This window comes from Aliidiomarina taiwanensis (genome assembly GCF_003987015.1).
In the GTDB taxonomy this organism is placed as follows: domain Bacteria; phylum Pseudomonadota; class Gammaproteobacteria; order Enterobacterales; family Alteromonadaceae; genus Aliidiomarina; species Aliidiomarina taiwanensis.
Map to the genome: position 1 here is coordinate 318,436 of NZ_PIPQ01000002.1, position 25,118 is coordinate 343,553.

The following is a 25,118-nucleotide window of genomic DNA, read 5'->3' on the forward strand; positions in this document are numbered from 1 at the left end:
AAGTGTCATGGCTAAGCATTCAATTTAAAGGCTAAATAGCGTATAATTCAGCCGTTTCTAATAGCTCACGACCTATTCTGTTAAAGCAGAGTTCGGGGGCGTCTTACTAAAGGGGAATAATTAGTGTTAGAAGAATATCGCGCACATGTGGCCGAGCGAGCCGCAGAAGGAATCCCAGCTAAGCCACTAAACCCAGAACAAGTGTCTGCGTTAGTTGAGCTGCTAAAAAACCCGCCAGCCGGCGAAGAAGACTTTTTGCTCGAGCTTATTAGCGAGCGAGTACCACCAGGTGTAGACGAAGCGGCTTATGTGAAAGCGGGTTTTCTTGCCGCTGTAGCAAAAGGCGAAATTGACTGCCCAATTATTGACAAGCTAGCAGCGGTTAAACTGCTAGGTAACATGCACGGTGGTTACAACATTGTCACCTTGGTTGAATTGCTTGACGACGCTGAACTAGCGCAAGCAGCAGGTGAAGAATTAAAGCACACCATTTTAATGTTCGACGCTTTCCACGACGTGGAAGAGCGCATGAAAGCAGGCAACGCTGTTGCCAAGGAAGTGGTTGAGTCATGGGCCAATGCGGAATGGTTCACCAGCCGCAAAGAAATGCCTGAAAAAATTACCGCAACTGTATTCAAGGTCACAGGCGAAACCAACACGGACGACTTGTCTCCTGCGCCAGACGCTTGGTCACGTCCGGACATTCCATTGCATGCGAAAGCCATGTACAAAATGCCACGTGAAGGCATTACCAATGCGGCAGAACAAATTGCAGAGCTGAAAGAAAAAGGCCACCCAGTTGCCTTTGTTGGTGACGTGGTAGGTACAGGCTCTTCTCGTAAGTCGGCCACCAACTCAGTGCTTTGGTACATTGGTGAAGACATGCCAGGTACGCCGAACAAACGTTCAGGCGGTATTTGTATTGGTGGTAAAGTAGCCCCTATTTTCTTCAACACCATGAAAGACACAGGAACCCTTGTGTTTGAAGCGGACGTTGAAAAAATGAACATGGGTGATGTGATTCATATTTACCCATACGCGGGCAAAATTGAAAACGAAGCAGGCGAAGTGATTGCTGAGTACAAATATGCTTCGGACGTTATTATTGACGAAGTGCGCGCTGGCGGCCGTATCAACCTGATTATTGGTCGTGGCTTAACAACCAAGGCGCGTGAGTCACTAGGCTTAGGCCATTCCGACTTATTCCGCACACCAGAGCAGCCAGGCGATAGCAACAAAGGTTACACGCTAGCACAGAAAATGGTAGGTAAGGCCTGTGGTATGGAAGGTGTCCGTGCCGGTACTTACTGTGAGCCACGCATGACCACGGTAGGCTCGCAAGACACTACAGGGCCAATGACCCGTGACGAGCTAAAAGACCTCGCGTGCTTGGGCTTTAACGCCGACTTAGTGATGCAGTCGTTCTGTCACACAGCGGCGTACCCGAAGCCGGTTGATATTGACACCCAGCATACGCTGCCTGACTTTATTATGAACCGTGGTGGTGTTTCTCTACGTCCAGGTGACGGTATTATCCACAGCTGGTTAAACCGTATGTTGCTACCTGACACGGTTGGTACAGGTGGTGACTCGCATACGCGTTTCCCATTAGGTATTTCTTTCCCAGCGGGTTCAGGCTTGGTTGCATTTGCGGCCGCAACAGGGGTGATGCCGCTGGATATGCCAGAGTCGGTATTAGTGCGCTTTAAAGGTGAAATGCAACCAGGCGTTACCTTACGTGACCTGGTTCATGCGATTCCTTTATATGCCATTAAAGAAGGTCTACTTACGGTAGAGAAACGCGGTAAGAAAAACGTTTTCTCAGGTCGTATTCTTGAAATTGAAGGCCTAGAGAACTTAACCGTAGAGCAGGCGTTTGAACTGTCTGACGCGTCAGCCGAGCGTTCAGCTGCAGGTTGTACGATCAAGCTTTCAGAAGAGTCTATTGCGGAATACTTGCAGTCGAACATAACCATGCTGCGCTGGATGATTGCAGAAGGTTACGGCGACGCACGCACTCTTGAGCGCCGTGCGAAGAAGATGGAAGAATGGCTTGCCAACCCAGAGTTAATGGAAGCGGATGCAGACGCAGAGTATGCAGAAGTGATTGAAATTGACCTGAACGAAATTGTTGAGCCGATTGTATGTTGCCCGAACGACCCAGACGACGCGAAAACCTTGTCTGATGTTGCTGGTGACAAAGTAGACGAAGTATTTATTGGTTCATGCATGACTAACATTGGTCATTTCCGTGCAGCTGGTAAATTGCTAGAGCAAAACACGGCAGAGCTAGAAACCCGCCTGTGGATTGCCCCACCCACGAAGATGGATGAAGCCCAGCTGATGGAAGAAGGGTATTACAACATCTTTGGTCGAAATGGTGTGCGTACAGAAATGCCAGGCTGTTCACTGTGTATGGGTAACCAGGCACGTGTGAAAGCAGGCGCTACGGTTCTTTCCACTTCGACACGTAACTTCCCGAACCGTTTAGGTGACGGCGCGAACGTTTACCTAGCATCGGCAGAGCTTTCTGCAGTTGGTGCTATTTTAGGTAAGATTCCAACGCGTGAAGAGTACATGCAGTATGCACAAAGCCTCGACGCTATGTCCGGTGAAGTGTACAAGTACTTAAACTTCGACGAAATGCCAGACTTCCAGGCAGCCGAGAAGAAAGCAAAAGAGTCTATTATTCCAACACTAAACGTTGGCTAATACGGCGCTCGTTGCTTAATGCATAAAAACCCGCTCACATGAGCGGGTTTTTTTATGGGGAAAGCCCGTAATGAAGCAAGCAATAAAAAACCCAGCCGAAGCTGGGTTTTGTTTTTAGCAAGAAAGTTAAGCTGCGGCTTTCTTCTCTTTGCGCTGGCTAAACCAGGTGCTGACATCTTCCAGCAACTTATAAGCGAGCGGCACAAACAGGAGTGCGAGGGAGCTGGCCGCGAGCATACCACCAACGACCACAGTACCAATTTCCTGGCGGCTAATGGCGCCTGCACCTGTGGCAAAAACCAGAGGTAAAGTACCAATCACAAAGGTGGCAGCTGTCATAATAATGGCCCGGAAACGCTGACGTGCAGCTGTAACAGCGGCGTCGGTTGAGCTCATGCCTTCTTTACGGTTTTGTGCTGCGAATTCCACAATTAAGATGGCGTTCTTAGCCGCAAGCCCTATCAACACAAGTAAACCAACTTGGAAATACACGTCGTTGGGGAAGCCTTTAAACAACGAAGCTACTGCACCACCTAGCACACCAAATGGAACCGCTGTCGCCACAGCAAATGGCAAGGTGACACGTTCGTACTGGGCGATAAGTATAAGTACAACCATGAGTAGACCCATAGCAAAGGCTGAGCTAGCAGCTCCTTGGGCAGCGTCTAACTGATAGGCTTCACCAATCCAGCCCATTTGGATATTGGTATTGCCTTGCTCTGCTAGAATCACTTCGTCCAAGGCTTGCTTGGCTTGTCCAGAAGTGTAGCCAGGTGCTGGATCGGCCATGATCTTAGCCGAGTTATATAGGTTAAAGCGGTTTAAAATATCCGCACCCGGAATACGCTCTAGGGTTACCAGAGAACTGACCGGCACCATGTCGCCTGTATTCGAGCGAACAAATACGTGGCGTAAGTCTTCAGGTGTGGCACGGTACTTAGCTTCCGCTTGCAAGTTTACTTGCCATAAACGCCCTTGGTAGGTGAAGTCGTTAACGTACTGCGCGCCTATGGTGGCACCTAAGGTACTAAACAGTTGGTCGAGACCCACATTCATGGCCTTGGCCTTCTCCCGATCTACCTCGACCAGATAACGTGGTACGCTGGTGTCCAGGGTGGTGCGGGTACCGACAAGTTCCGGCCGAGCATTAGCTGCAGCCACAATACGCTGGGCAATGGCTTCAATTTCCACAGGGTCGGAGGTACCGCGTGACTGCATGTAGCCTTCAACACCACCTGTTAGTGACAACCCTTGAATGGGTGGTGGTACAAACACGAACACGTTCGCTTCTTGCATGCCAAAGCCAATGCCCATGATTTTACGGGCCATGGCTTGTGCGGTTTGGTCGGCACCTGTGCGCTTACTCCAGTCTTCAAAGCTAATAAAGCCGGCCAGAGCATTACTGCGAAGCGAGCTGGCAATAATGTCGAAGCCAGCGAAAGCCGTAAAGTCGGCTACTTCCGGTAGTGCTAAAACTTTATCTGCCAGTTGGTTTCGTACTTCTTCACTGCGCTCGAGGGAAGACAAAGCAGGCAGTTGGGCTACGGCAAGAGCGACCCCTTGGTCTTCACCTGGCACCAAGCTGGTCGGCATACGTGTCATGAGTACACCCGCTGCAACAGTACAGCCAACAAACAGCACCATACCCAGTATCCAACGGTGAATAAGAAAGCTAACGGCGGCGGTAAACCAGTCGGTTAGCTTGTCGAAACCACGGTTGAACAACTGGAAGGGCTTGGCAACTTTCTGGCGTTTATTACCTAGCAATAAAGCACACATGGCAGGGGTTAAAGTCAGAGCTACAATGCCTGACACCACCACAGACACGGCAATGGTGACGGCGAACTGGCGGTAGAGCTCACCACTTAGGCCAGAGAGGAACGCGACGGGCGCAAACACTGCCACAAGCACTAGGGTCGATGAAATCACCGCACCTGTAACTTGCTGCATGGTTAAAATGGAGGCTTCTTTCGCCTTCATTCTACGCTCTTCAATTAAGCGCTCCACGTTTTCCATAATAATAATGGCGTTGTCCACCACCACACCAATGGCAAGTACAAGCCCAAATAGGGTGAGCATATTAATGGAGAAGCCCAGTAACTGCATACCGGTAAAGGTACCAATCAACGACACAGGGATAGCCGCGATAGGTATTAAAGTGGCGCGCATGCTCTGTAAGAACAAGAAGGTCACCAGCACAACCAATAGCACTGCAATAAATAAAGTGACCACCACTTCTTTAATGGAAATCTCAATAAACTTGGTGGTGTCGTATGGAATATAGTATTCCAAGCCAGCAGGGAAGTACTGAGACATATCTGCTAGGGCTTGTTTTACGTTTTCTGCGGTTTCTAGGGCGTTGGCACCGGGTTGCAAGAAAATACCCATAGGTACGGCCGACTGGCTATTATAAATAGCTGAGAAGTCGGAGTTTTGAGCGCCAAGCTCAACTCGAGCCACATCCCCTACGCGTAAGGCATTTCCGGTACCGTCCGAGCGAATAATGACATTCTCAAACTCTTCTGGCGTGGTTAGCTGGGTCCGCGTAGTGGCGCTAAAGGTAAATGGCTGGCCTGTTGGGGCAGGCTGCGCACCAAAGCGCCCTGCGGCATACTGTGCGTTTTGTTCACGAATCGCATTGGCTACATCAGACGGGTTCAAGTTGAACTCGGCGAGTTTTGCAGGGTCGGTCCAAATACGCATGGAGTAGTCTTGCGCACCAAACAAGGAAGCGTCACCCACACCTTCCACACGTACGAGCTCGTCGAGTACGTTCATTAAGGCGTAGTTACTAATTTCCAAGGTTTCTAAGGCACCCGTACTCGAAAACAGTACGGGGACCATTAAGATATTGGTGGAACGAGACTCAACCCGAACACCAAGGTCGCGGACTATTTGCGGTAAGCGAGCGGTAGCTGCTTGCACACGGTTGTTCACGTTAATAGTGGCTTGGTCTGGGTCTGTTCCCATGGCAAAAGAAATGGAGATTTGCAGCATGCCTGAGTCGGTACTGGTGGACTCCATGTACAGCATGTCTTGCACGCCGTTAATTTCCTGCTCGAGGGGGGCAGCTACAGCGTTCGCGAGTACTTCTGAAGAAGCGCCCGGGTACATAGCAGATACCACCACTTGCGGGGGAACAACATCTGGATATTGCTCGACAGGCAGGGAGCGTAAAGCCGCCAGGCCAGAGAGCATAATAATAATGGAAATAACCGACGCAAATAGGGGTCGATCAATAAAAAATCGTAGCATGGTCGCCTCTTATGGGTTGGTTACTTGAACAGGAGCACCGTGACGAACGGCCACATGGCCATTCACTATAAGTTGCTCGCCTTGCGATAGCCCTTCAAGAATAACTTGTCCACCATTCACGATGGGACCAAGCTGAACGGGACGTGCCTGGGCAAGGTTTTGCTCGTTCACCACAAACACCTGTGGTCCATTAGGCCCTTGGCTAATAACGCTTTGAGGAACCACTATGGTGTCGTCGTAAGTGCGAAGGGTGACAACAACCCGGACAAATTCACCCGAGCTTAGAACTTGGTTTGGGTTTTTAAACACACCGCGCATACCAATGCGGCTGGTGCTGGCATTAATGCGGTTGTCGATAAAGTTAATGCTGCCGGTGTGCTCATAGCGCTCGCCCCCGGCGGTCACTAAAGCAATGTCTTCAATGTCATCGCCATTGCGTAGGGACGTGCGATAAATGGACAGGTCTTTTTCGCCCATAGAAAACTGCACGTACATAGGGTCGGTTTGCACCAGGTAGGTTAACGACTGGCCTGCTTGAATTAGGTTACCTTCCGACGCTTGTTCACTGCCGGTATAGCCACTGATAGGGGCTTCTACGCGGGTAAAGCGCAAGTTTCGCTCAGCATTTCGCTTCCCAGCTTCAGCTTGCGCTAAACGCGCTTCAGAGTTTTCAAAGGTGGCCCGCGCTTGCTCGTATTCCCGTTCGCTGACCGTGTCGGTTTGGTATAGATCCTTGATACGCAACCAGTCACGCTCTGCTTGAGCGTACAAGGTTTGCGCGCTTGCTAACTCAGCCTTCGCGTTTTCAAGGGCTAGCTCATAGGGCTCAGGGTCTATTAAGAACAGGGTTTCACCTTGCTTAATGTAGTCGCCTTCATGGTAACGGCGCTCAAGTAAAATACCGGAGACCTGCGCACTGACTTGCACTTCGCGAGAGCCTTCTAAGCGCCCGGGTAACTCAATGGTGTACTGGGTAGGCTGTAATTTCACGGCTTCCACAGTGACTAAAGGAGGTGGCATGCCGCCGCCTGTTTGTTGCGGTGTCTCGCCGCCACAGGCACTTAAAAAAACAGCCAAGCCAGTGACTAAACTGCCATATTTTATTCGAGACATAATTGATACTGCCATACAAAGGGTTCTCCGTGAGATACTCAAATAGTAAAAAATATTATGTGTGGTCCTGCACATACTGTGTGGGATTTTGTGTGTCTAAAATGCCAAACAAGTAAAACTCAAAAATATCGTCGAGCTGCTGGTAGGCGCTTAAGCCTGTGGCGTTGCGCAAACTGATATAAACGGCGCCATGCATTATTTCGCTACAGCGTGCCATCATGGCGTCGATACTCAGGTTGCGTGCCGGATGCTGAGCTTTTATCTCTTCAAAAAGGGCGGCCCACCCAGGATTACAGGTATAAATGCGTTCAAAATAAAGTGGGGTATTGTCGCGCCCAAATTCAGCACGCTCTTGCGCGAACAATTCAATGGTTTCTGGGTGCTCGTCGAAAAATAGAAAATAGGCCCCCATGACAGCTTTGATTTTAGCAAAAGGGCTGCCTGGCAAATGAAAAGCGGCTTCTAGTCGCTCTTTTAAAATATCGAGCTGGCGTTTCAAAGCTTCTTTAAACAGGGCTTCTTTGGTAGGGAAGTAGCGATATAGGGTTCCTTTACCCACCTCGGCCAGATCTGCAATGGCCTGTGTGTCAGCCACTTGATAACCACGCGCGGCAAACACCTTGGTGGCTGCGGCTAAAATTTCTGCTTGCCGCAGCTCAGGTGTTTTATGTACGCGTTTCTTTTTATCTGCTTGTGTCATCGTGATGTTTTGCCTCGCACAACAGGAAACTGTACCTTTATTACATAAAGGACGGACTGGTCAGTCCGTTTATTTTCGGGGGCAATCTTACACAACTGGTACAGTAACAGCAAGCGGGATTTTGCATATACACTCAGCGCTGCTTTGGGTATCATTATTTTAGACTATAAATTAGCTTGGAAAGACGCTTTGTTCACCTTACAAAAATCAGGATTTCGATACGATATTAACGGCTTACGAGCGTGGGCTGTGCTGTCTGTGGTGCTTTTTCATTTCCTTGTCCCTGGCTTCTCAGGTGGCTTTGCTGGGGTGGATGTTTTTTTTGTCATTTCCGGTTGGTTAATGACAGATATTATTGTCAGTGGCCTGCATCAACAACGCTTTCGGCTTGGGACTTTTTACCTTTCCCGGGCAAAGCGCATATTCCCAGCCCTCATTGTGTTAGTACTGGTCCTGCTAGGCGCCGGTTGGTTTGTGCTGCCTACGCCCGACTACCAAGAATTGGGGTCCCAATCGGGTTATGCCCTAAGCTTTATTTCCAACATCGATTTTGCGCGGGCAGACAGCTACTTCGATAGCAACGCCCACGAGAAATGGTTATTGCATACTTGGTCGCTCGGGGCCGAGTGGCAGTTTTATATGGCGTTCCCACTGTTTTTAATGTTAGTGGCTAAGCTCACTGGCGGGCGGCTACCCTGGATATTTGCGGCGCTTGTAGGGCTTGTGGTTAGCTCGTTCTTGTATAGCGTGTGGTTAAGTGCTCGTGCGCCGACGGACGCCTTTTACTTATTGCCAACAAGAGCATGGGAAATGGCCGCTGGCGGTGTGGTGTTTATGCTCAGCAAAATGCAAAAAAAGCCCAAAGTACCGCACTGGTTGTACGGGCTGGGATGGCTTTTTATGTTGGGTACTTTTGCGTTGGTCAACAGCGAAACTCAGTGGCCCGGACCTTGGGCAGTGTTTGCTGTGCTAGGAACTATGCTGATTTTGTTGCGGAGCGGCAAGAAAACCCACTTGTTCGTCACCCTTTTGCCCAATGGATAGGCTTACGGTCTTATAGTATATATTTGTGGCACTGGCCCCTTGCGGTATTCCTCTTCTTTATACAGCAACAGCACCATGTGGGCTGGGTCTTATGTATGATGGCCCTAAGCTTGCTGCTAGGGCACTTGTCTTTTCAGTATATTGAAAATCCGACACGTACTGGCCTAAATAAAGTCAGCGTGCCCAAAGCTTCGTTTGCAGTCGTGCTCAGTTTGCTTGGCACATACGCGGTAGCAGCTATCATTAAAGAGTCTCATTTTACCGGGCGCTTAGCACCTGATATTGACGTGATAGCTGCGGAGGTTACAAATTCAAACCCGCTGCGGGACCGCTGCTTAGCTCATAAGTCGAGAGGGGAGCCGGTCGGTTGTACCTATGGGGCAACACCGGGTGAAAACAGCCATTTAGGGGCCATCGTTCTCGGGGATAGTCATGCTGCGTCGGTAGTGCGAGCCGTGGAGCGGGCCTTGCCGCAAGACCATTTGTATGTGCTTGACTGGACTATGAGCGGCTGTGGCATGATCCGTGGCATCCAAGCAAAAAGTGATTGGGATTATGCCTGCGCCGATTTTATTGAAAACACTTTAGCACGGAGTGCAGACTTACCTTCTGATGTGCCGCTGCTGATAGTCAGTCGCTATGCTCAATATGTTCGAGGCGAAACTGACGCTGCCACTGCGCCTGAATACTATATCCAAAAGCCTTATGCGGAGCGAACCAAGGCTTTTTATGAAGAAATGAGCCAAGGCATTGTGGCGACAGCTTGTGCCTTTGCCCAGCAGCGCCCGGTATTTATGTTGCGGCCTATTCCCGAAATGCCGGTGAATGTGCCGCAACACATGTCACGCAGTTTATTGTTTGGTGGCAGCTTAGCACGTGTTGGCATACCCTTATCTGTGTACAATGAACGTCAAGCACAGGTGCGAGCTGCGCAAGACCAAGCAGCAGCCCAATGTGGTGTGAAGTTGCTTGAGGTAACCAACACCTTCTGCGATGAAGAAACGTGTTGGGGTGATAAACAGGGGCGGCCAATTTATTATGACGATGATCATTTAAGTGAATACGGGGCTGACTTTTTGGCGCCCGAATTCAGCCGTATTTTTGAACAGGTAAACTGGGGACAGAATGAGCGATAAAATTTGTGTCGTAGGGTTAGGTTATGTGGGCTTGCCCCTTGCCGTTGCTTTTGCCGAGCACTACCAAGTACTCGGCTTTGACGTAAGCCAACAGCGTGTAGCTGAGCTCAACCAAGGCATTGACAGCACACAAGAAGTAAACCCAGAAGAATTAAAAGCCGCATTAAACGGCACAGACACAGGCTTGCGCTTTAGTGCCAATGTGGCGGACAGTAAAGACTGCACGATTTATATTATTACCGTGCCCACGCCTATTGATAGTGCCAACCGCCCAGACTTAAGTCCGCTTATTTCTGCCTCACGTGCCATTGGCTCGGTTCTGAATAAGGACGACTTGGTTATTTACGAGTCAACGGTTTACCCGGGCGTTACCGAAGAAGTGTGTGTGACCGAGTTAGAAGAAGCCTCTGGGTTGGTGTTTAACCAAGACTTTTACTGTGGGTATTCACCAGAGCGTATTAACCCAGGGGATAAGGAAAGAACCTTTAAAAACATCTTGAAAATCACCTCGGGCTCGACTCCGGAAATAGCCCAGCGCGTCGACAAACTGTACCAGCAGGTGGTGACAGCAGGCACTTATTTAACCTCAAGTATTCGTGTGGCCGAAGCAGCCAAGGTGATTGAAAATACCCAGCGCGACGTCAATATTGCCTTAATGAATGAGCTGGCGCTTATTTTTAACCAAATGGGAATAGACACGCGAGAAGTGATTGAAGCGGCAGCCACTAAATGGAATTTTATTAAACTCTTCCCAGGCTTGGTCGGTGGACACTGCATTGGCGTGGACCCCTATTATCTGACCTTTAAAGCTGAAGAATTAGGGTACAGTCCGAACTTAATTTTGTCTTCGCGCCATATTAACAACGGTATGTCCAAGTACGTGGCAGAGCGAGTGATTAAGCTGATGATAGACGACGGCTTAGTGATAAAAGGGGCCAAGGTGCTGGTGCTTGGATTTAGCTTTAAAGAAGACTGCCCCGATATTCGCAATACTAAAGTTGCGGACATTGTGACCGAACTGCAAGACTATGGTGTGGAAGTGACGGTGCACGACAGTGGCGTCGGTGAAGAGACCCTGGCCGCTATAGGAGGCTTTGAAGTTGCCAAGAACCCATTAACAGACAAAAAGCAATACGACGCTGTGGTCGTTGCTGTGGCGCATAAAGAATACCGCAGTTATAGCCAAGCAGACTTTGAAAGTCTGTGTGACGGTACGCCTATTCTGGTTGATGTGAAGGGTATTGTGCCCAAGCCAAGCTGGCGTTTATAGCGGCAACGTTGCGGAAATAAAAGGAACCGAACATGAGCGAAAAGCTAATTTACGATGTGCATGAGCCCTGGTACCAGAAGACTCAAGAAACGGCCATTCGCCTTGCTGTTAGCAAACTATTGCCTATGCGCTTTTTGTACGGCAAACCTCCTGCGAAACGGAGCGCGAAAACAGGGCGTTTAACCCTTGAAATTGTTAGCCACTGCTGGCGCTATTCGCATTTACATGCCTATCAATTAAGCTCTTTGGTGCAGCATGCGCCTCAGCATGTGGACGTTATTATGACGGTATTTCATGCGGAAGAAGACCAGGCCACATGCCAGTTGTTAGCTTTTTTTGCCGAGCAGCAAGTACAGAATGTCACCTGGAACTGGCAAAAAATACCCGCGCCAGAATTGTTTCGCCGGGCCATTGGTCGCAACCGTGTGGCTAAAAACACGAAAGCCGACTGGGTCTGGTTTGCAGACTGCGACTTAGTCTTTGGTGAAGGTTGCTTAGATAGCTTGGCCGAGTCCTTGCAGGGACGTACGGATATGTTGGTGTTCCCGGCGCAAGAGCGTATTACCCCGTTATTAACCGACGACAGCCCCATGTTAAAGGCGGCCAAAGAGCCCAAACTGGTGAGTGTGAACGCGTCTGACTTTACCTTCCGTACGCTCGAACGGGCGGTGGGGGCATACCAGATAGTGCATGGTGATGTATGCCGGGCTATGGGGTACTGTGACGATATAGGGGCCTACCAAAGACCAACAGACCGCTGGAAGAAAACCTTTGAAGACAGAGCCTTTCGCTGGTTATTGGGAACCCATGGTGTGCCGGTGCAAGTAGACTCTGTATATCGTATTCGTCACATTGAAAAAGGCCGCTACCACGGTAGTAAGGCCAATGCCAAAATGCGTCAAACCATTCGTAAAGTGCAAGACGCAGCACGGGAACAATAGAAGCTAAGAAAGGAGCGTACATGCACAAACCACAAGAAGGCATTTGCGCAGAGCCCAGCATTCATAGCTGGGTTCTGCTGTTAGATGTAACCTCTGACGATGTGGACGGTGTACGCCAACAACTGAAGCGTTTTCCGAAGTTTGCTGATGAACTCGCGGCACGCTTTTCGGAAGCTCAATTAAGTTGTGTGTTGGCCATTGGAGAAGGCTATTGGGATATTCTTTCTTCAACACGTCCCCGTGAACTAGCCCCGCAACCTGTGTTTATGACCTCAGAGTACCCCTTGCCTTCGAGCCATGCGGACCTGGCCCTTATTTTCCGTGCAGACCGTATGGATGCAACCTACTTTGCTGGGCGGGTCATGTTGGAATGGCTGCAAGAGTTTGTGGTGCTCAACGAAGAAATTGACGGGTTTCGTTACTTAGACGGCCGTGACTTATTTGGTTTTAAAATAGAGCCCAATATGCCTCACGGGCAACAGCGACGTGACTTTGCCTATATACCTGAGTCGGTGAGCCGTGAGTTTGCGGGGGGTAGTTATCTGTGGTTTCAGCGTAACTTTCTGGATGTAAACCGTTGGCATGCACTGGATGTAGAACAGCAGCGCGAGCTGATGGGGCGAGAAAAAGTAAGTGGCGAGCCATGGCCAAGCGCGCAGCCTAGTCACCGAGATAAAACCAGCAGGGTGTTGGCCGACGGGAAAGAATTAGCCTTGTGGCGCTTGCAAATGCCAGTGGCTAGTATGCAGACCTCAGGCGAAATGGTCATGCATTGGAGTCGTTCGCAAAAGGACATTGAAGCCTTTATGGCTCAGCGATACTGCGGTGAGGCAGACCCATTATTGGACTACCAAACCGCAGAGCGCAATGACATTATGTTTGCCCCTTCGAGAACCTGGCTAGCGGACTTATAGCACTAGTTGTTTTCAAAAAGACAGCGCACGTTTTCTATGGTCTGCTCAATGTGCTCCACATTGACAGGGGCAATAAATATCGTGTCATCGCCTGCAATGGTGCCTAATACCCCTTCTTTTTTCCCTACCGAGTCGAGTAAGCGCGCAATAAGCTGGGCAGCTCCAGGGGTTGTGCGGATAATAATCATGACATGATTATGCTCTACATCGAGTACCAACTGCTTGAGTGAGCTGCGGGCGGTGGGCATGGAAAGCTCGGGTGGCAAGCAGTACACCATTTCCTCTTTACCATTACGTGCGCGCACTGCACCTAAGCGGCTTAACATGCGCGACACCTTCGACTGATTCATTGAAGCGAAGCCTTGCTTTTGCAAGGCTTCAACAATTTCAGCTTGGGAAGAGTAACGCTCTTCTTTTAGTAAAATATGAAACGCTTCTGTTAGCGGATCTTGATGTGAAATACTCATAAGCTCAAAGGTTAAACTGTATATGTAAACTAATTGTACCGTATTATGTTGCTAAACCCTAGTAGACGAATACGCTGAAAGTTGTATTTTAGGGCAACATAATATAGTGTTTGAGCCCTGCAACAGACTAACGGAGTACGACATGAAAGTAGCAGTATTAGGCGCAGCCGGCGGTATTGGCCAAGCGTTATCTCTTCTTCTTAAAACCCAATTACCAGCAGGATCGGATCTGGCCCTATTTGACATTGCGCCGGTTACTCCAGGTGTTGCTGTTGACTTAAGCCACATTCCAACGGCTGTAACTGTCAAAGGTTATGGTCAAGACGGCTTAACCGACGCATTACAAGGTGCCGATATTGTACTTATTCCAGCGGGCGTACCACGTAAGCCAGGTATGGATCGTTCGGACTTGTTCAATATGAACGCCGGCATTATTCGTAACCTAGTGGAGCATATTGCGGACACGTGCCCGAAAGCCTTTGTTGGTATTATCACCAACCCTGTGAACACTACGGTGGCCATTGCTGCTGAAGTGTTAAAGCAAAAAGGCGTGTACGACAAAAACCGTTTGTTCGGTGTGACCACGCTGGACGTGATACGTGCGGAAACCTTTATTGCTGAACTGAAAGGCTTAAACGTTGCTGACGTAAAAGTGCCTGTTATTGGCGGTCACAGCGGAACCACTATTTTACCTCTGTTGTCACAAGTGGAAGGTGTAAGCTTTAGTCAAGATGAAGTGGAGTCATTGACACACCGCATTCAAAACGCTGGAACCGAAGTGGTTGAAGCGAAAGCCGGCGGTGGTTCAGCTACCTTGTCTATGGGCTATGCAGCCGCGCGTTTCTGTATGTCGCTGGTAAAAGCCAAGCAGGGCGAAGAAGTGGTTGATTACGCCTATGTAGAAAGCACAGGTGGCGAAGCAGACTACTTTGCTCAAGCCGTCCGTTTAGGTACTGAGGGCGTGGTAGAAATACTGCCATACGGCGCGTTGAGCGCCTTTGAAACCCAGTCGAAAAACGACATGCTTGAAGGCTTAAAGAAAGACATTAAAATGGGTGTAGACTTCGTACACGGCGAATAAGCCAAGAAGAACACCAGACAATAAAAAGGGTTGGCCTTAGCCAACCCTTTTTTGTGACTTCGAAAAACTTAAGCGACGCGTTCGACAGATATGCGCGCAAGGGCTATAAGGGCTTTTTTGTAGTCGGAGTCTGGTAAGGGTGCTAGCTCTGCAATGGCACGTTCGCATTGCTCAAGAGCCTTTTGCTTGGTGTACTCAAGCGCCCCGGTACGTTCCATAATGGCGAGGACTTGGGGTAATTTGTCACGCTCACCCCCATGCTCTATGGCGTGGCGAATCAGTTTGGCTTCCTCAGGCGTACCATGCCACATGGCGTACAGCAAAGGCAGGGTGGGCTTGCCTTCCGACAAGTCGTCACCTGGGTCTTTGCCCATGGTCTCTACGTCGGCAGTGTAATCAAGCAGGTCGTCTACTAATTGGAAAGCAGTCCCCACAAAGCGACCATAGCGAGCTGCAGCCTGTTCGAGCTCGTCCGGTTGTTCGCTTATAACCGCTGCAAGTTGTACGGCCGCTTCAAATAAACGCGCTGTTTTACTATAAATAACCTCGAAATAGCTTTCTTCTGTGGTATCAGGGTCGTTGCAGTTCATAAGCTGCATCACTTCCCCTTCCGCAATCACGTTGGTGGAGTCCGCTAAAATTTCCATCACGCGCATGGAGCCAGTGGTCACCATTAATTGGAACGAGCGGCTATACAGGAAGTCACCTACTAAAACACTGGCTTCATTACCAAAACGCGCATTGGCAGTTTCTTTGCCACGACGTACATGGGAGTCGTCCACAACGTCGTCGTGCAGCAAAGTGGAGGTATGAATAAACTCAATAATGGTTGCTATAACATGGTGTAGCTGGCCTTTGTAACCAAAAGCACGCGCAGCAAGCACGGCCAACAACGGGCGCAAGCGTTTGCCACCACTATTGATAATGTAAAAGCCAAGCTGATTAATAAGCACAACGTCCGAGCTAAGCTGCGTGTTAATAAGCTTATTAACAGCATCCATGTCGTGTTTGCTGAGAGATTGGATGGCGGAAAGATTCATGATAGAGAATAACCCTTTTCGGATCATTTAAGTTGAGCAGGTATTTTACCGAAATTAGTAAATTCTGCCAGCCCTTGTCGTCTCTATCGTGTATACTAAAGCTTAGAAGTAGGGCATAGATGCGCTACGAACAAATAAAACGTATTTTTTATAGGCATTCGTCTTGCTTTTGCGGGGTGGATTACGTAAAATTCGCGACCTAATTTAGATTAAAGCGCCCTGAAGGGCATTTTGGAGAATAACTATGTACGCGGTATTTCAAAGTGGCGGTAAGCAACACCGTGTCACCGAGGGCCAGACCGTTCGCCTGGAAAAGCTGGAAGCAGCTACCGGTGATACCGTTGAGTTTGAGAATGTTCTCATGCTCTCTGATGGTGATAAAGTAACTATTGGTGCACCTTTTATTGCTGGCGGTAAAGTAACAGCTGAAGTTGTTGCTCACGGTCGTGGTGATAAGGTTAAAATTGTGAAGTTCCGTCGTCGGAAGCATTCACGTACGCAAATGGGTCACCGTCAGTGGTACACTGAAGTGAAAATCACAAGTGTTGGCGCGTAAATAGAGGAGTAACGACAAATGGCAACAAAAAAGGCTGGTGGTTCTACCCGTAACGGTCGCGACTCAGAAGCTAAACGCCTAGGTGTTAAGCGCTATGGCGGTGAGTCAGTACTTGCAGGTAACATCTTAGTTCGTCAGCGTGGTACTAAGTTCCACGCAGGGGAAAACGTGGGTGTTGGTCGTGACCACACCTTGTTCGCAAAAGTTGATGGAAAGGTTAGCTTTTCACAACGCGGCGCAAAAAATCGTAAGTACATCAGCATCGAAGCTGAATAAGACAGAACACGATTTTAAAAAACCCCGCCTCTATGCGGGGTTTTTTTGTTCCAAGCCCTTGGATTTGTATCCTGCGGGCGGGTGCAGTAAATTGTGTATGAATGAGTTTTCGCAGCAGGTAGCAAAATAGCATGAAATTTGTAGATGAAATTGATATTCGCGTTGAAGCAGGCGACGGTGGTAATGGTTGCGTTAGTTTTCGACGTGAAAAGTATATCCCAAAAGGTGGCCCCGACGGTGGTGATGGTGGCGACGGGGGTGACGTCTATCTGATTGCAGATGAAAACCTAAACACCCTCATTGACTACCGCTTCGAACGTACCCACCGTGCAGGCCGAGGCGAAAATGGTAAAAGCCGTAACTGTACGGGTAAGCGGGGGGAAGACATTACCCTAAGCGTTCCTGTGGGAACCCGTATTCGTGATCAGCATACCAATGAAGTGATTGGTGACCTCACCAAACACGGCGAGAAAGTGATGGTGGCGAAAGGCGGCTTCCATGGCTTGGGCAACACGCGCTTTAAAAGCAGCACTAACCGTGCTCCGCGACAAAAAACCGATGGTACACCGGGCGAGCACCGTATTTTACTGCTTGAACTTATGTTGTTAGCTGACGTTGGCTTATTAGGTATGCCAAACGCAGGGAAGTCCACCTTAATTCGTTCTATTTCTGCAGCACGTCCGAAGGTTGCAGACTATCCGTTTACCACGCTAACACCAAACTTAGGTGTAGTTCGTGTGTCGCCCCATCAAAGTTTTGTGGTGGCAGACATACCCGGTCTTATTGAAGGCGCCGCCGAAGGTACGGGCTTAGGTATTCAGTTCTTAAAGCACCTTGAGCGCTGTGGCTTACTGCTGCACTTAGTGGACGTAGCACCATTTGACGGAACGGATCCGGCAGAAAACGCACAAATTATTATTCAAGAATTAGAAAAATATAGCCCAACACTTGCAGCTAAACCGCGTTGGCTTGTTCTGAATAAAACCGATTTACTCGACGCAGACGCCTTGGCCGAGCAGCGCGAAAAAGTGGTTGCAGCCTTAGAATGGGAAGGCCCTGTATTTGAGCTTTCTGCGTTAACAGGTAAAGACTGTAAAACGCTCGTGCATGACATCATGCAGTACTTAGAAGAGCTGTGGGCGCAACAGCCGGAAGAGACGGCAAACGAAGAAGAGCCTGTTGAGTTTAAGTGGGTGACCCACCATGAACAGCAGTTGGCTTCGTTTGAAGCAGGCGATGAGCTTGACGACGACGATGATGACTTCGACGATGACGAGCCAGACGACGGCCATGTTATTTACGAGCGTTAATAAAGAGAAGTAAACGAATGGCTCAGCATATATCTTTAATTGCAGCTATGGCCCATAACCGTGTCATAGGAAAGAACGGTGACATGCCCTGGCACCTTCCAAGTGAACTGCAGTACTTTAAAGAAGCCACTATGGGTAAACCCATGATTATGGGGCGTACTACCTTTGAGTCGATAGGGCGGCCATTGCCCGGCCGGCGCAATATTGTTATTACCCGCAACCCTGCATTACTGCCGGACACGGTCGAGGCGGTGGATTCGCCGGAAGCAGCCCTTGCTTTAGTAGAAGACAGTCCGGAAGTCATGATAATTGGTGGTGGGCAAATTTATAACTACTTTATGCCGAAGGCCACTCGTTTGTACCTAACGCACATTGACGTAGACGTGCAAGGTGACACGTTTTTTCCTGACTGGTCAAAAGCTTGCTGGAACAAGCAGGTGCTGCGAGATATTCCTGCGGCAGCACAGCAGCCGGCCTATCAAGCATGCTTGTATGAAAAAGCAGTTGAACAGCCCTAAAAATAAGGCATACTCATAGGGCCTCATTTGTGAATGAGGTCTTAATTGAGTATGATAGGCGGGTTCTTTTTAAGTAATAAAGCCTTGGGGGGCTTGTATGAAAAAGTTGTTCGTTTTCGCTGTAACTGCAGCAACCATTTTTGTTGGCGCAACAGTAACTAACGTAAGCTTCATGAGCACGGCACAGGCGTCTACCGCCCTCGCACAAAACTTATGTACTTATGTTGAAGGTGATGACCGTTTACGTATGCGTCAGCGGCTGCGTGAAGACCGTGTGCAACTGCGCCGCGTCTACACGGGGATAGTGTGTAATGGAAAAACACTCCTTCAGTTTGCCATGGAAAACGGCTCAAGTGACATTGGCGAGTTTATTAGCTCGCAATTGCCTGGCTCCGTATTAGAAGAGTCGGGTGACCTCGAGTGGGCTGAAAGCAACGGCTATGGCAGCAGTGCCATTGCAGATGCGATTCGCGCGCGCATTGGTGGCTAAGTAGTCACAACACAAGAAAATCGTGAAAACCGCTGTAACCCTCCAAGGCTACAGCGGTTTTTTTTTGCTTAGAAGACACATCTTGAAACAAAGCTTGCCTTGTGTTTGCTACTGTACTTGTGTACAAAAATACATTACTTACTATTGGGGTTGTGTATATGCGATTGTTAAGTCTCTGTTTAGGTAGTGCTTTTATTGCACTTTCCGCTTTTGCACCTGCAATTGAAGCGTCTGCTTTGTCGTTAACGCCATGTCATGTGAAAGGCCATTCTGAACAAGTGCAGTGCGGCTACCTGCCTGTGCCAGAGAATTATGCAGAGCCTGAAGGGAAAACAATAAACATTCATGTGGTGCTGTTACCCGCGGTTGCTGCGGCAGCCGAAAAAGACCCGCTGTTGTTCTTAGCGGGTGGGCCTGGGCAAGCAGCCACAGAGTTGACAGGGCTTTTAAATACAGTATTTCGAGATGTGCGGCAAACCCGGGATATTTTACTGATTGACCAGCGAGGTACTGGTAAGTCGAACCCACTCAGTTGTGAAATGGGTGACATGGAAACCGTTTGGGACACACTTCTGCTAGAAGACGACGAAGTTGATATACGCAAAGAGATAACGGCCTGCGCAGACGCCCTCGACGCGGACCTTCAGCACTACAACACCTTAAACGCGGTGCGTGACTTCGACGCAGTGCGTGCCGCTTTAGGCTATGAGCAGGTTAACTTATATGGCGGATCCTATGGAACCCGTTCTGGGCTAGCCTATATGCGCGAATTTCCTGACCGCGTGCGCACCGCAGTGCTTGACGGTGTAGCGCCGCCACAAGTGAAAATAGGATTGTTTGGCGCATCTGCCTCGGCGGCATTCCAGCGGATGCTCAGGGACTGTGCCGAACAGGAAGCCTGTCAGCAGGCGTTTCCAAATTTAGCACAAGACTACCAAGCGCTGGTTGAGCGCTTAGCAACTGACTCGGAGGTAAAAACCTTGCCGGATCCTCGTAGCCACAGGCCGACGGACATCCGCTTTACCCCAAACCGAGTGAATCAAATGATTTTCCCTGCCTTATATAGTCCGCGTAGCCGCCAGTTACTACCTTTTGCAATAGACCAAGCGGCACAAGGCAATTACAGCCCATTACTAGGCGTGTCTGGCCCCTTAGACGCGGAGTCCCCTATTTATTTAGGGCTGCATTTGTCTGTGGTTTGCCAAGAGGATATTCCACGCATAGTGGCCACAGACTTTGAACGGGAAGCGCAGTCAGGCTATTTAGGGAGCGCTATGATGGAAAACTATATTGCCATGTGTGAAGTGTGGCCAGTGCAGGTAACAGAAGCAGACGCTTGGCAACCAGTGCAGAGCGATGTGCCCAGTTTACTTTTGTCCGGTGAGCAAGACCCCGTCACACCGCCCGCATGGGCAGAGTTGGCAGCGGAAACACTCACGCAGTCCACGCATGTGGTAGCAGCAGCTGGCGGACACACCATTGCCACCCACACCTGCGCAAATGAGCTGGTGGCCGCTTTTATTGCCGACCCAAGCGCTGAGCTGGACACGTCGTGCCTTGCTGAAACCCAAGTACTCCCTTATTTGTTAAACGTTAATGGCCAGGGCATGTAGGAGCAACTTATGATAAACGTTCAGGATTTAATGAAAACCTACAATGACGTGAAAGCCCTGAATGGCTTAAGCTTTCAAGCGCATGACGGTGAAATAACGGGCTTGCTGGGCCCGAATGGGGCAGGGAAAACCACCTGCTTACGTAGTTTATACGGCTTAATACAACCCGACTCTGGAAGCGTGGAAGTAGATGGCTTAACGCCTAAAACACAGGCCTTGGACGTGCGCCGACGGATAGGCATTTTCCCAGATAAATTTGGTTTACATGAACGCTTAACGCCGCGTGAGCATATTCGTTATATAGCGCAGCTCCATGGTTTAAAAGGGGAAGTCCTAGACACCCAAGTAGAGCGGGTCATCGCCGAACTGAATATGGCGGACATTGTGGACCGTCGTACGCAAGGCTTTTCTCAAGGGCAGCGCATGAAAGTTGCCTTAGCACAGGCCATTGTACATCAGCCGAAAAACTTGATTCTCGACGAGCCAAGCCGAGGCTTAGATGTGATGAGTACGCGTATACTCCGTGAACTCATGTTCGGGCTGCGTGAGCAAGGGCGCTGCATTTTATTTTCCAGCCATGTCATGCAAGAGGTTGCAGCTTTGTGTGACCGCGTGGTGATTATGGTAAAAGGACAGGTGGTGGCAAACGACACACCTGCGGCATTGTGCGAGCAAACAGGCGAAGCTAGCTTTGAAGACGCCTTTGTACAGTTAATTGGGACAGATGAAGGAATAATGGCATGAGCGCAGCACTATTTACCGTGTGGCTAAAGGAATTAAAAGACGCCCTGCGCGACAAACGTTCACTCATGGCCGCCATGTCATACGCATTTTTTGGGCCAATGCTGATGGCTGTGGCCTTTTTTGCTGTGGTGAAAGAAGCCACGTCCGAAAGCGACGTAAAGGTTCATATTCAAGGGCAAGAGTATGCTCCGGAACTCGTGTCCTTCCTTCAACAAAAAGGCATTGTTGCTACTGCCAAAGAGGAGGCAGACTCAGGTATCGAGCTAACCATTCCGCGGGACTACCAAAGCTTACTGGCCAGCGGCAAAATGGTCTCGATTGTGTTGCGCGCTGACTACTCAGAACGCAAAAACAGTAGCAGCCGCCAGCGAGTTTCCAGTGCACTACGGGAATACAACCAAACCATCGCCAGTGCACGCTTAACCTTACGGGGTATTAGTCCCGAAGTGATGTACGCGGTGGTTACCGAGAAGCAAGACACAGCAACAAAAGAGTCGCGAGCAGCGGTTATTATGGGCACTGTGATGGTGTTTGTGCTTATGGCAGTGTTTTTCTCGGGTATGAACGTGGCCATTGACACCAGTGCTGGTGAGCGGGAACGAAACTCTTTGGAGTTTTTATTGGCCCAGCCCGTGCGTGTGTTTGATCTGGTTGCCGGTAAAGCACTGGCAGCGAGTACCTTCGCCGTATTGGGTAGCCTACTCACCCTGGCTATGATTCCTATGGTGTTTTTATTTGTGCCGCTGGAAAAGCTGGGTATCGATATTACCTTTAGCCTGGGTCAGCAGCTTGTGTTGGTACTCGTGTTAGTACCCCTTGCCTTGTTGGCCAGTGGCCTGCAGCTGTTTGTGTCGTTTATGGCGAAAAGCTTTAAGGAAGCCCAAACGTACATTAGCTTTGTGATGTTTGCGCCTATGACCATTGTTTTTGTTTTAGAGTTTAGCCGTTTTACCCATTGGGTATTAGACTATCTGCCGGTGACATCGCAGCACCAAGTATTGCTTGGTTCCATTAATGGAGAGCCCGTTGGCTTATTTCCTATCGTGGTTGGCGCCTTAAGCACCCTGGTATTGGCCTGGTTGCTTCTGATTGCTGTGCAATTGCGGCTACGTAGTGAAAAGGCTGTGTTCGGCTTGTAATATGTTTGAGCAAGAAAAAAGGCAGCTCCCCTTGGGATGCTGCCTTTTTTGTTTTGCTCATGGGCTAATAACTAACCGCGAATTTCTTTTAGTATACGCTGGTGGTCTTCTTGGCTTAAGCGGGGGCCGTACTGTGTTACAAGTTCTGCAGCTGAGCGGCTGGCTAAGGCTCCTGCTTGGGCCACGCTCCAACCCTGGGTAATAGCGTATAAGTAAGCACCTGCAAACATGTCGCCAGCACCATTGGTGTCAATGGCTTTCACTTTAACACCCGGTACCAAAACCCGTTTTTCGCGGGTTGCTATAAGAGCGCCTTCTTTCCCTAATGTTACGACAACTTCCTTAGCGTAAGTAAGAAGCTTATTTACAGCGGCCTCTAAGCTTGTGCTGCCCGTATACAACTCCGCTTCTTCGCTGTTGCAGAATAAAATATCAACGCCAGGAGTTAAAAACTCGTCGAGGCCTTCGCGGTAATACTTTACCAGGGAGGAGTCAGAAAAGGTAAGCGCAATTTTGGTGCCTGCTTTTTCTGCTTTCTTGCGTGCGTGGGCGACAGCATTGCGAGCTATCTCCGATGTCGCGAGGTAGCCTTCAATATACAGGAATTCACTTTCAGCAATAACATCTTGCTCCAGCTCATCGAGCGAGAAGTCAATGGTGATACCAAGGAAAGTGCACATGGTGCGCTCAGCGTCTGGTGTCACCATAACGACGCATTTCCCCGTATGCCCGTCGTTATTTTGTACATGTAAACGGCTTTCAACCCCAGCATGCTGTAAGTCTTTTTGGTAAAACTTGCCGTCGTCGTCGTTTGCTATTTTGCAGCAGTAAAAAGCCTTGCCGCCGAACTTACTCAAGGCAACTAAGCTGTTGGCTGCGGAGCCGCCACCTACTTTCGCTTCCAGCTCGAACTCTTTGCCAAGCTCGTCAAGCAGTAGCTGTTGTTGGGCTTCGTCGAGCAAGGTCATAATGCTCTTTTCAACCTTGTGCTTACCTAAAAAGGAGTCTGTGACCTTAAACTCGCGGTCGACTAGGGCGTTTCCGAGCCCTATAACGTGATATTTTTTCATTTAAATAGGTCATTGCGTCAATACGGGGCCGCGCATTATAGCGCAAGTTAGGCTGAGGATCGATGCTTTAGCTATTTCAGTACCTAAGTAAAACAAAGGCGGGTAATACCACACAGAAAAGTAAGCACTGTAAGTAAGCGAGGTGCCGAATGCTCTGTTGAATAAGTCCTTGTACAGGAGCATTGGGGTGGCTGAAACGGGTTCGCGGGTAACGCTTCCCCTGGTATTTAACTGGGCTGCCCAAGGCAAGGGGGAACACCTGTGTTAGTAAGGCAAATAGCTGCATGTTTTGATGTGGGGAAAAAGGGTTACTCCAAATGGGCACAGCTGTGTGGGTAGAACGTGTTCTTAGCGGTTTAGCAATAAGCTGCAATATCATGCGCAAGAGGGCGTGAGGAAGTCCATTAACTAGGGTAAAAAGACCAAAGCCCGCGGCACCAAAGTCACGCCAGTGGGTGTATTCAGCGGGCCAGGCATAGCGTAGCTCGTACACTAAGCGGTACGCCAGGGCCGCTAAAGGCCCTGCCACCACAAACCAAAACAATACACCCCACCAAGCTTGCGTAAGGCGCAGGGCCGTGTGCTCGCTGGCTGCTTTTTCGATGCCAAGAGAAGAAAGCTGCATACACTCTCGGTTTAACCAAAACTGCACGCGCGATCGAGCCAGTTGCTTTTGCTTACGCAGAACGGCCTGCTGAATATGTGTTGCTGTGGTTAACCAGGGCTGGCTAAACAAGCAGAGCCATAAAATAATAGCGCCAAACCAGCGCTTCAATTCTGCCAGTGCATACAATAAAGCCGGCACACAAAACCAAAGTAACAGCATTAAAAGTAAAGCAAGTAAGCCCGAAATACGCTGCTGGGAACGCGCTCTTTGCAGCGATGGGTGTACCCGTTTGGCTAGCAATAAAGCCATATGGCGTAAGGCAACAAAGGGGTGGAGGTGAGCAGGAATCGGGAGGGTGCGCTCAAGTATGAGCGCACTGAGAAAAAGAACCAAAGGTTCATGGTCTATAAGAGTTTGCCAAAGGCTTTCCAAGAAAGGCCCAACTTACTTGTCAGTGAATAAGGAATAGGTTATCAGCTAGCAAGCGCTGCGTCACCTTGGTTGTTCTTGCTGCGGCCTGGGCCTGCTGCCCTTACATAGTCGGACTGGCGTAATTTCGCTTGAATAAATTCGCCAAGCTCGTCGGGGCGGTAGCCAGGGCGAGCTTTAAAACGCAAGAAAGGCAAGCCGGCTGCGGCGAGTGTATTTTTCAAAAACCAGTTTCGTTTTAGCTGATGGCTTGAAGGATCTACGGGCTCTAGCTCAATAACACCCACCACACGCATATTGGTTTTGTCGCACAGCACATAGTCGAGTATGCGGTTATTCACCTTTTGCTGGGCGTCACGCTTTGCAGCAGCAGACAAACCTTGTGTGCGAACAGCAACCACATCGCCAAGTCGAACTTTCGTAAATACTCGGTAGCGGTCACCGCAAGCTTGTTCTAGTAGCGAGAGAAAGGACTCTTCTGTTGCACTGTAAAAACTATCGGTACGCTTTTGATAGGGGTAAGGAGCGAAGCTTTCAGAAACCCGTGCGGCCAAAAGCGCAACGGCAATTAAAGCAACAATGAAAAGAATCAGCACGTATTCCATAGCAATTACCTCAGTGTCGGAAATCTGGCGCATTCAAAAGGAATGCGCCCTTTACCATGAGGTATGCAGCTAACGTGCCAAAATGACT

23 protein-coding genes are annotated in these 25,118 nt (G+C 49.4%); 15 read left to right on the top strand and 8 right to left on the bottom strand.

The window, feature by feature from the left end:
- The first annotated feature begins 123 nt into the window (after window positions 1-123).
- Window positions 124-2,712, top strand: coding sequence for a bifunctional aconitate hydratase 2/2-methylisocitrate dehydratase (acnB, locus tag CWE15_RS05835; RefSeq protein ID WP_126757139.1), 2,589 nt, complete (start codon window positions 124-126; stop codon window positions 2,710-2,712).
- A gap of 126 nt (window positions 2,713-2,838) precedes the next feature.
- On the opposite strand, the gene CWE15_RS05840 is transcribed toward acnB, so the two are convergent.
- The 3 genes from CWE15_RS05840 to CWE15_RS05850 are packed head-to-tail and all read right to left on the bottom strand — an operon-like array spanning window position 2,839 to window position 7,780.
- Window positions 2,839-5,967: an efflux RND transporter permease subunit gene (locus tag CWE15_RS05840; protein ID WP_126757140.1), complete on the bottom strand. Its 3,129-nt coding sequence runs from the start codon at window positions 5,965-5,967 to the stop codon at window positions 2,839-2,841.
- Window positions 5,968-5,976: 9 nt separating this feature from the next.
- A complete protein-coding gene (locus CWE15_RS05845) occupies window positions 5,977-7,095 on the bottom strand; it encodes an efflux RND transporter periplasmic adaptor subunit (RefSeq protein WP_157980721.1) in 1,119 nt (372 codons plus the stop codon).
- A 40-nt stretch (window positions 7,096-7,135) separates the two neighbouring features.
- Window positions 7,136-7,780: a TetR/AcrR family transcriptional regulator gene (locus CWE15_RS05850; RefSeq protein ID WP_126757142.1), complete on the bottom strand. Its 645-nt coding sequence runs from the start codon at window positions 7,778-7,780 to the stop codon at window positions 7,136-7,138.
- Window positions 7,781-7,924: 144 nt separating this feature from the next.
- On the opposite strand from CWE15_RS05850, the gene CWE15_RS05855 reads away from it, so the two are divergent.
- The 5 genes from CWE15_RS05855 (at window position 7,925) to CWE15_RS05875 (ending at window position 13,085) form a co-directional block, all read left to right on the top strand.
- Window positions 7,925-8,824, top strand: a complete 900-nt coding sequence (locus tag CWE15_RS05855; RefSeq protein ID WP_157980722.1) for an acyltransferase family protein — start codon at window positions 7,925-7,927, stop codon at window positions 8,822-8,824.
- Window positions 8,825-8,919: 95 nt separating this feature from the next.
- Window positions 8,920-9,960 (top strand): SGNH hydrolase domain-containing protein, encoded by a 1,041-nt coding sequence (locus CWE15_RS05860; RefSeq protein ID WP_126757144.1) that lies wholly within the window; start codon window positions 8,920-8,922, stop codon window positions 9,958-9,960.
- Complete coding sequence (locus tag CWE15_RS05865) at window positions 9,950-11,230, top strand: nucleotide sugar dehydrogenase (RefSeq protein WP_126757145.1); 1,281 nt, start codon at window positions 9,950-9,952, stop codon at window positions 11,228-11,230. The genes CWE15_RS05860 and CWE15_RS05865 overlap by 11 nt, the downstream gene beginning before the upstream one ends.
- Before the next feature lie 32 nt (window positions 11,231-11,262).
- Window positions 11,263-12,171: a glycosyltransferase family 2 protein gene (locus tag CWE15_RS05870; protein ID WP_126757146.1), complete on the top strand. Its 909-nt coding sequence runs from the start codon at window positions 11,263-11,265 to the stop codon at window positions 12,169-12,171.
- A gap of 20 nt (window positions 12,172-12,191) precedes the next feature.
- Window positions 12,192-13,085: a Dyp-type peroxidase gene (locus CWE15_RS05875; RefSeq protein WP_126757147.1), complete on the top strand. Its 894-nt coding sequence runs from the start codon at window positions 12,192-12,194 to the stop codon at window positions 13,083-13,085.
- 2 nt (window positions 13,086-13,087) lie between these two features.
- Here CWE15_RS05875 and argR read toward each other — a convergent pair whose 3' ends face one another.
- Window positions 13,088-13,552: a transcriptional regulator ArgR gene (argR, locus tag CWE15_RS05880; protein ID WP_126757148.1), complete on the bottom strand. Its 465-nt coding sequence runs from the start codon at window positions 13,550-13,552 to the stop codon at window positions 13,088-13,090.
- A gap of 142 nt (window positions 13,553-13,694) precedes the next feature.
- Between argR and mdh the strand changes: the two genes are divergently transcribed.
- Window positions 13,695-14,633 (top strand): malate dehydrogenase, encoded by a 939-nt coding sequence (gene mdh / locus CWE15_RS05885; RefSeq protein WP_126757149.1) that lies wholly within the window; start codon window positions 13,695-13,697, stop codon window positions 14,631-14,633.
- A 68-nt stretch (window positions 14,634-14,701) separates the two neighbouring features.
- Here mdh and ispB read toward each other — a convergent pair whose 3' ends face one another.
- On the bottom strand, window positions 14,702-15,673 hold the full coding sequence (ispB, locus tag CWE15_RS05890; protein WP_126757150.1) for an octaprenyl diphosphate synthase: 972 nt from the start codon (window positions 15,671-15,673) through the stop codon (window positions 14,702-14,704).
- A 244-nt stretch (window positions 15,674-15,917) separates the two neighbouring features.
- Here ispB and rplU point away from each other — a divergent pair, with 244 nt between their 5' ends.
- The 8 genes from rplU to CWE15_RS05930 all read left to right on the top strand — a co-directional run bounded on the left by rplU (window position 15,918) and on the right by CWE15_RS05930 (window position 22,319).
- Window positions 15,918-16,229, top strand: coding sequence for a 50S ribosomal protein L21 (gene rplU / locus CWE15_RS05895; protein ID WP_126757151.1), 312 nt, complete (start codon window positions 15,918-15,920; stop codon window positions 16,227-16,229).
- A gap of 18 nt (window positions 16,230-16,247) precedes the next feature.
- Window positions 16,248-16,505: a 50S ribosomal protein L27 gene (rpmA, locus tag CWE15_RS05900; protein WP_126757152.1), complete on the top strand. Its 258-nt coding sequence runs from the start codon at window positions 16,248-16,250 to the stop codon at window positions 16,503-16,505.
- Between the two features lie 131 nt (window positions 16,506-16,636).
- Complete coding sequence (gene cgtA, locus CWE15_RS05905) at window positions 16,637-17,815, top strand: Obg family GTPase CgtA (RefSeq protein WP_126757153.1); 1,179 nt, start codon at window positions 16,637-16,639, stop codon at window positions 17,813-17,815.
- Between the two features lie 17 nt (window positions 17,816-17,832).
- Entirely contained in the window at window positions 17,833-18,333 is a 501-nt protein-coding gene (gene folA / locus CWE15_RS05910) for a type 3 dihydrofolate reductase (RefSeq protein WP_126757154.1), read from the top strand.
- Between the two features lie 97 nt (window positions 18,334-18,430).
- Window positions 18,431-18,823, top strand: a complete 393-nt coding sequence (locus CWE15_RS05915) for a DUF3718 domain-containing protein (RefSeq protein ID WP_126757155.1) — start codon at window positions 18,431-18,433, stop codon at window positions 18,821-18,823.
- Between the two features lie 158 nt (window positions 18,824-18,981).
- Complete coding sequence (locus tag CWE15_RS05920; protein ID WP_126757156.1) at window positions 18,982-20,436, top strand: alpha/beta hydrolase; 1,455 nt, start codon at window positions 18,982-18,984, stop codon at window positions 20,434-20,436.
- Window positions 20,437-20,445: 9 nt separating this feature from the next.
- Entirely contained in the window at window positions 20,446-21,180 is a 735-nt protein-coding gene (locus CWE15_RS05925; RefSeq protein ID WP_126757157.1) for an ABC transporter ATP-binding protein, read from the top strand.
- Entirely contained in the window at window positions 21,177-22,319 is a 1,143-nt protein-coding gene (locus CWE15_RS05930; protein WP_126757158.1) for an ABC transporter permease, read from the top strand. Before CWE15_RS05925 ends, CWE15_RS05930 begins: the two co-directional genes overlap by 4 nt.
- A gap of 71 nt (window positions 22,320-22,390) precedes the next feature.
- Here the strand turns inward: CWE15_RS05930 and CWE15_RS05935 are convergent, their stop codons facing one another.
- The 3 genes from CWE15_RS05935 to CWE15_RS05945 form a co-directional block, all read right to left on the bottom strand.
- A complete protein-coding gene (locus CWE15_RS05935; protein ID WP_126757159.1) occupies window positions 22,391-23,389 on the bottom strand; it encodes an adenosine kinase in 999 nt (332 codons plus the stop codon).
- A 76-nt stretch (window positions 23,390-23,465) separates the two neighbouring features.
- Entirely contained in the window at window positions 23,466-24,428 is a 963-nt protein-coding gene (locus CWE15_RS05940) for a cobalamin biosynthesis protein (RefSeq protein ID WP_126757160.1), read from the bottom strand.
- 41 nt (window positions 24,429-24,469) lie between these two features.
- The gene (locus tag CWE15_RS05945) at window positions 24,470-25,063 is read right to left on the bottom strand and encodes a DUF2726 domain-containing protein (RefSeq protein WP_241971854.1); all 594 of its coding nucleotides are present in this window, start codon (window positions 25,061-25,063) and stop codon (window positions 24,470-24,472) included.
- Between the last annotated feature and the right edge of the window lie 55 nt (window positions 25,064-25,118).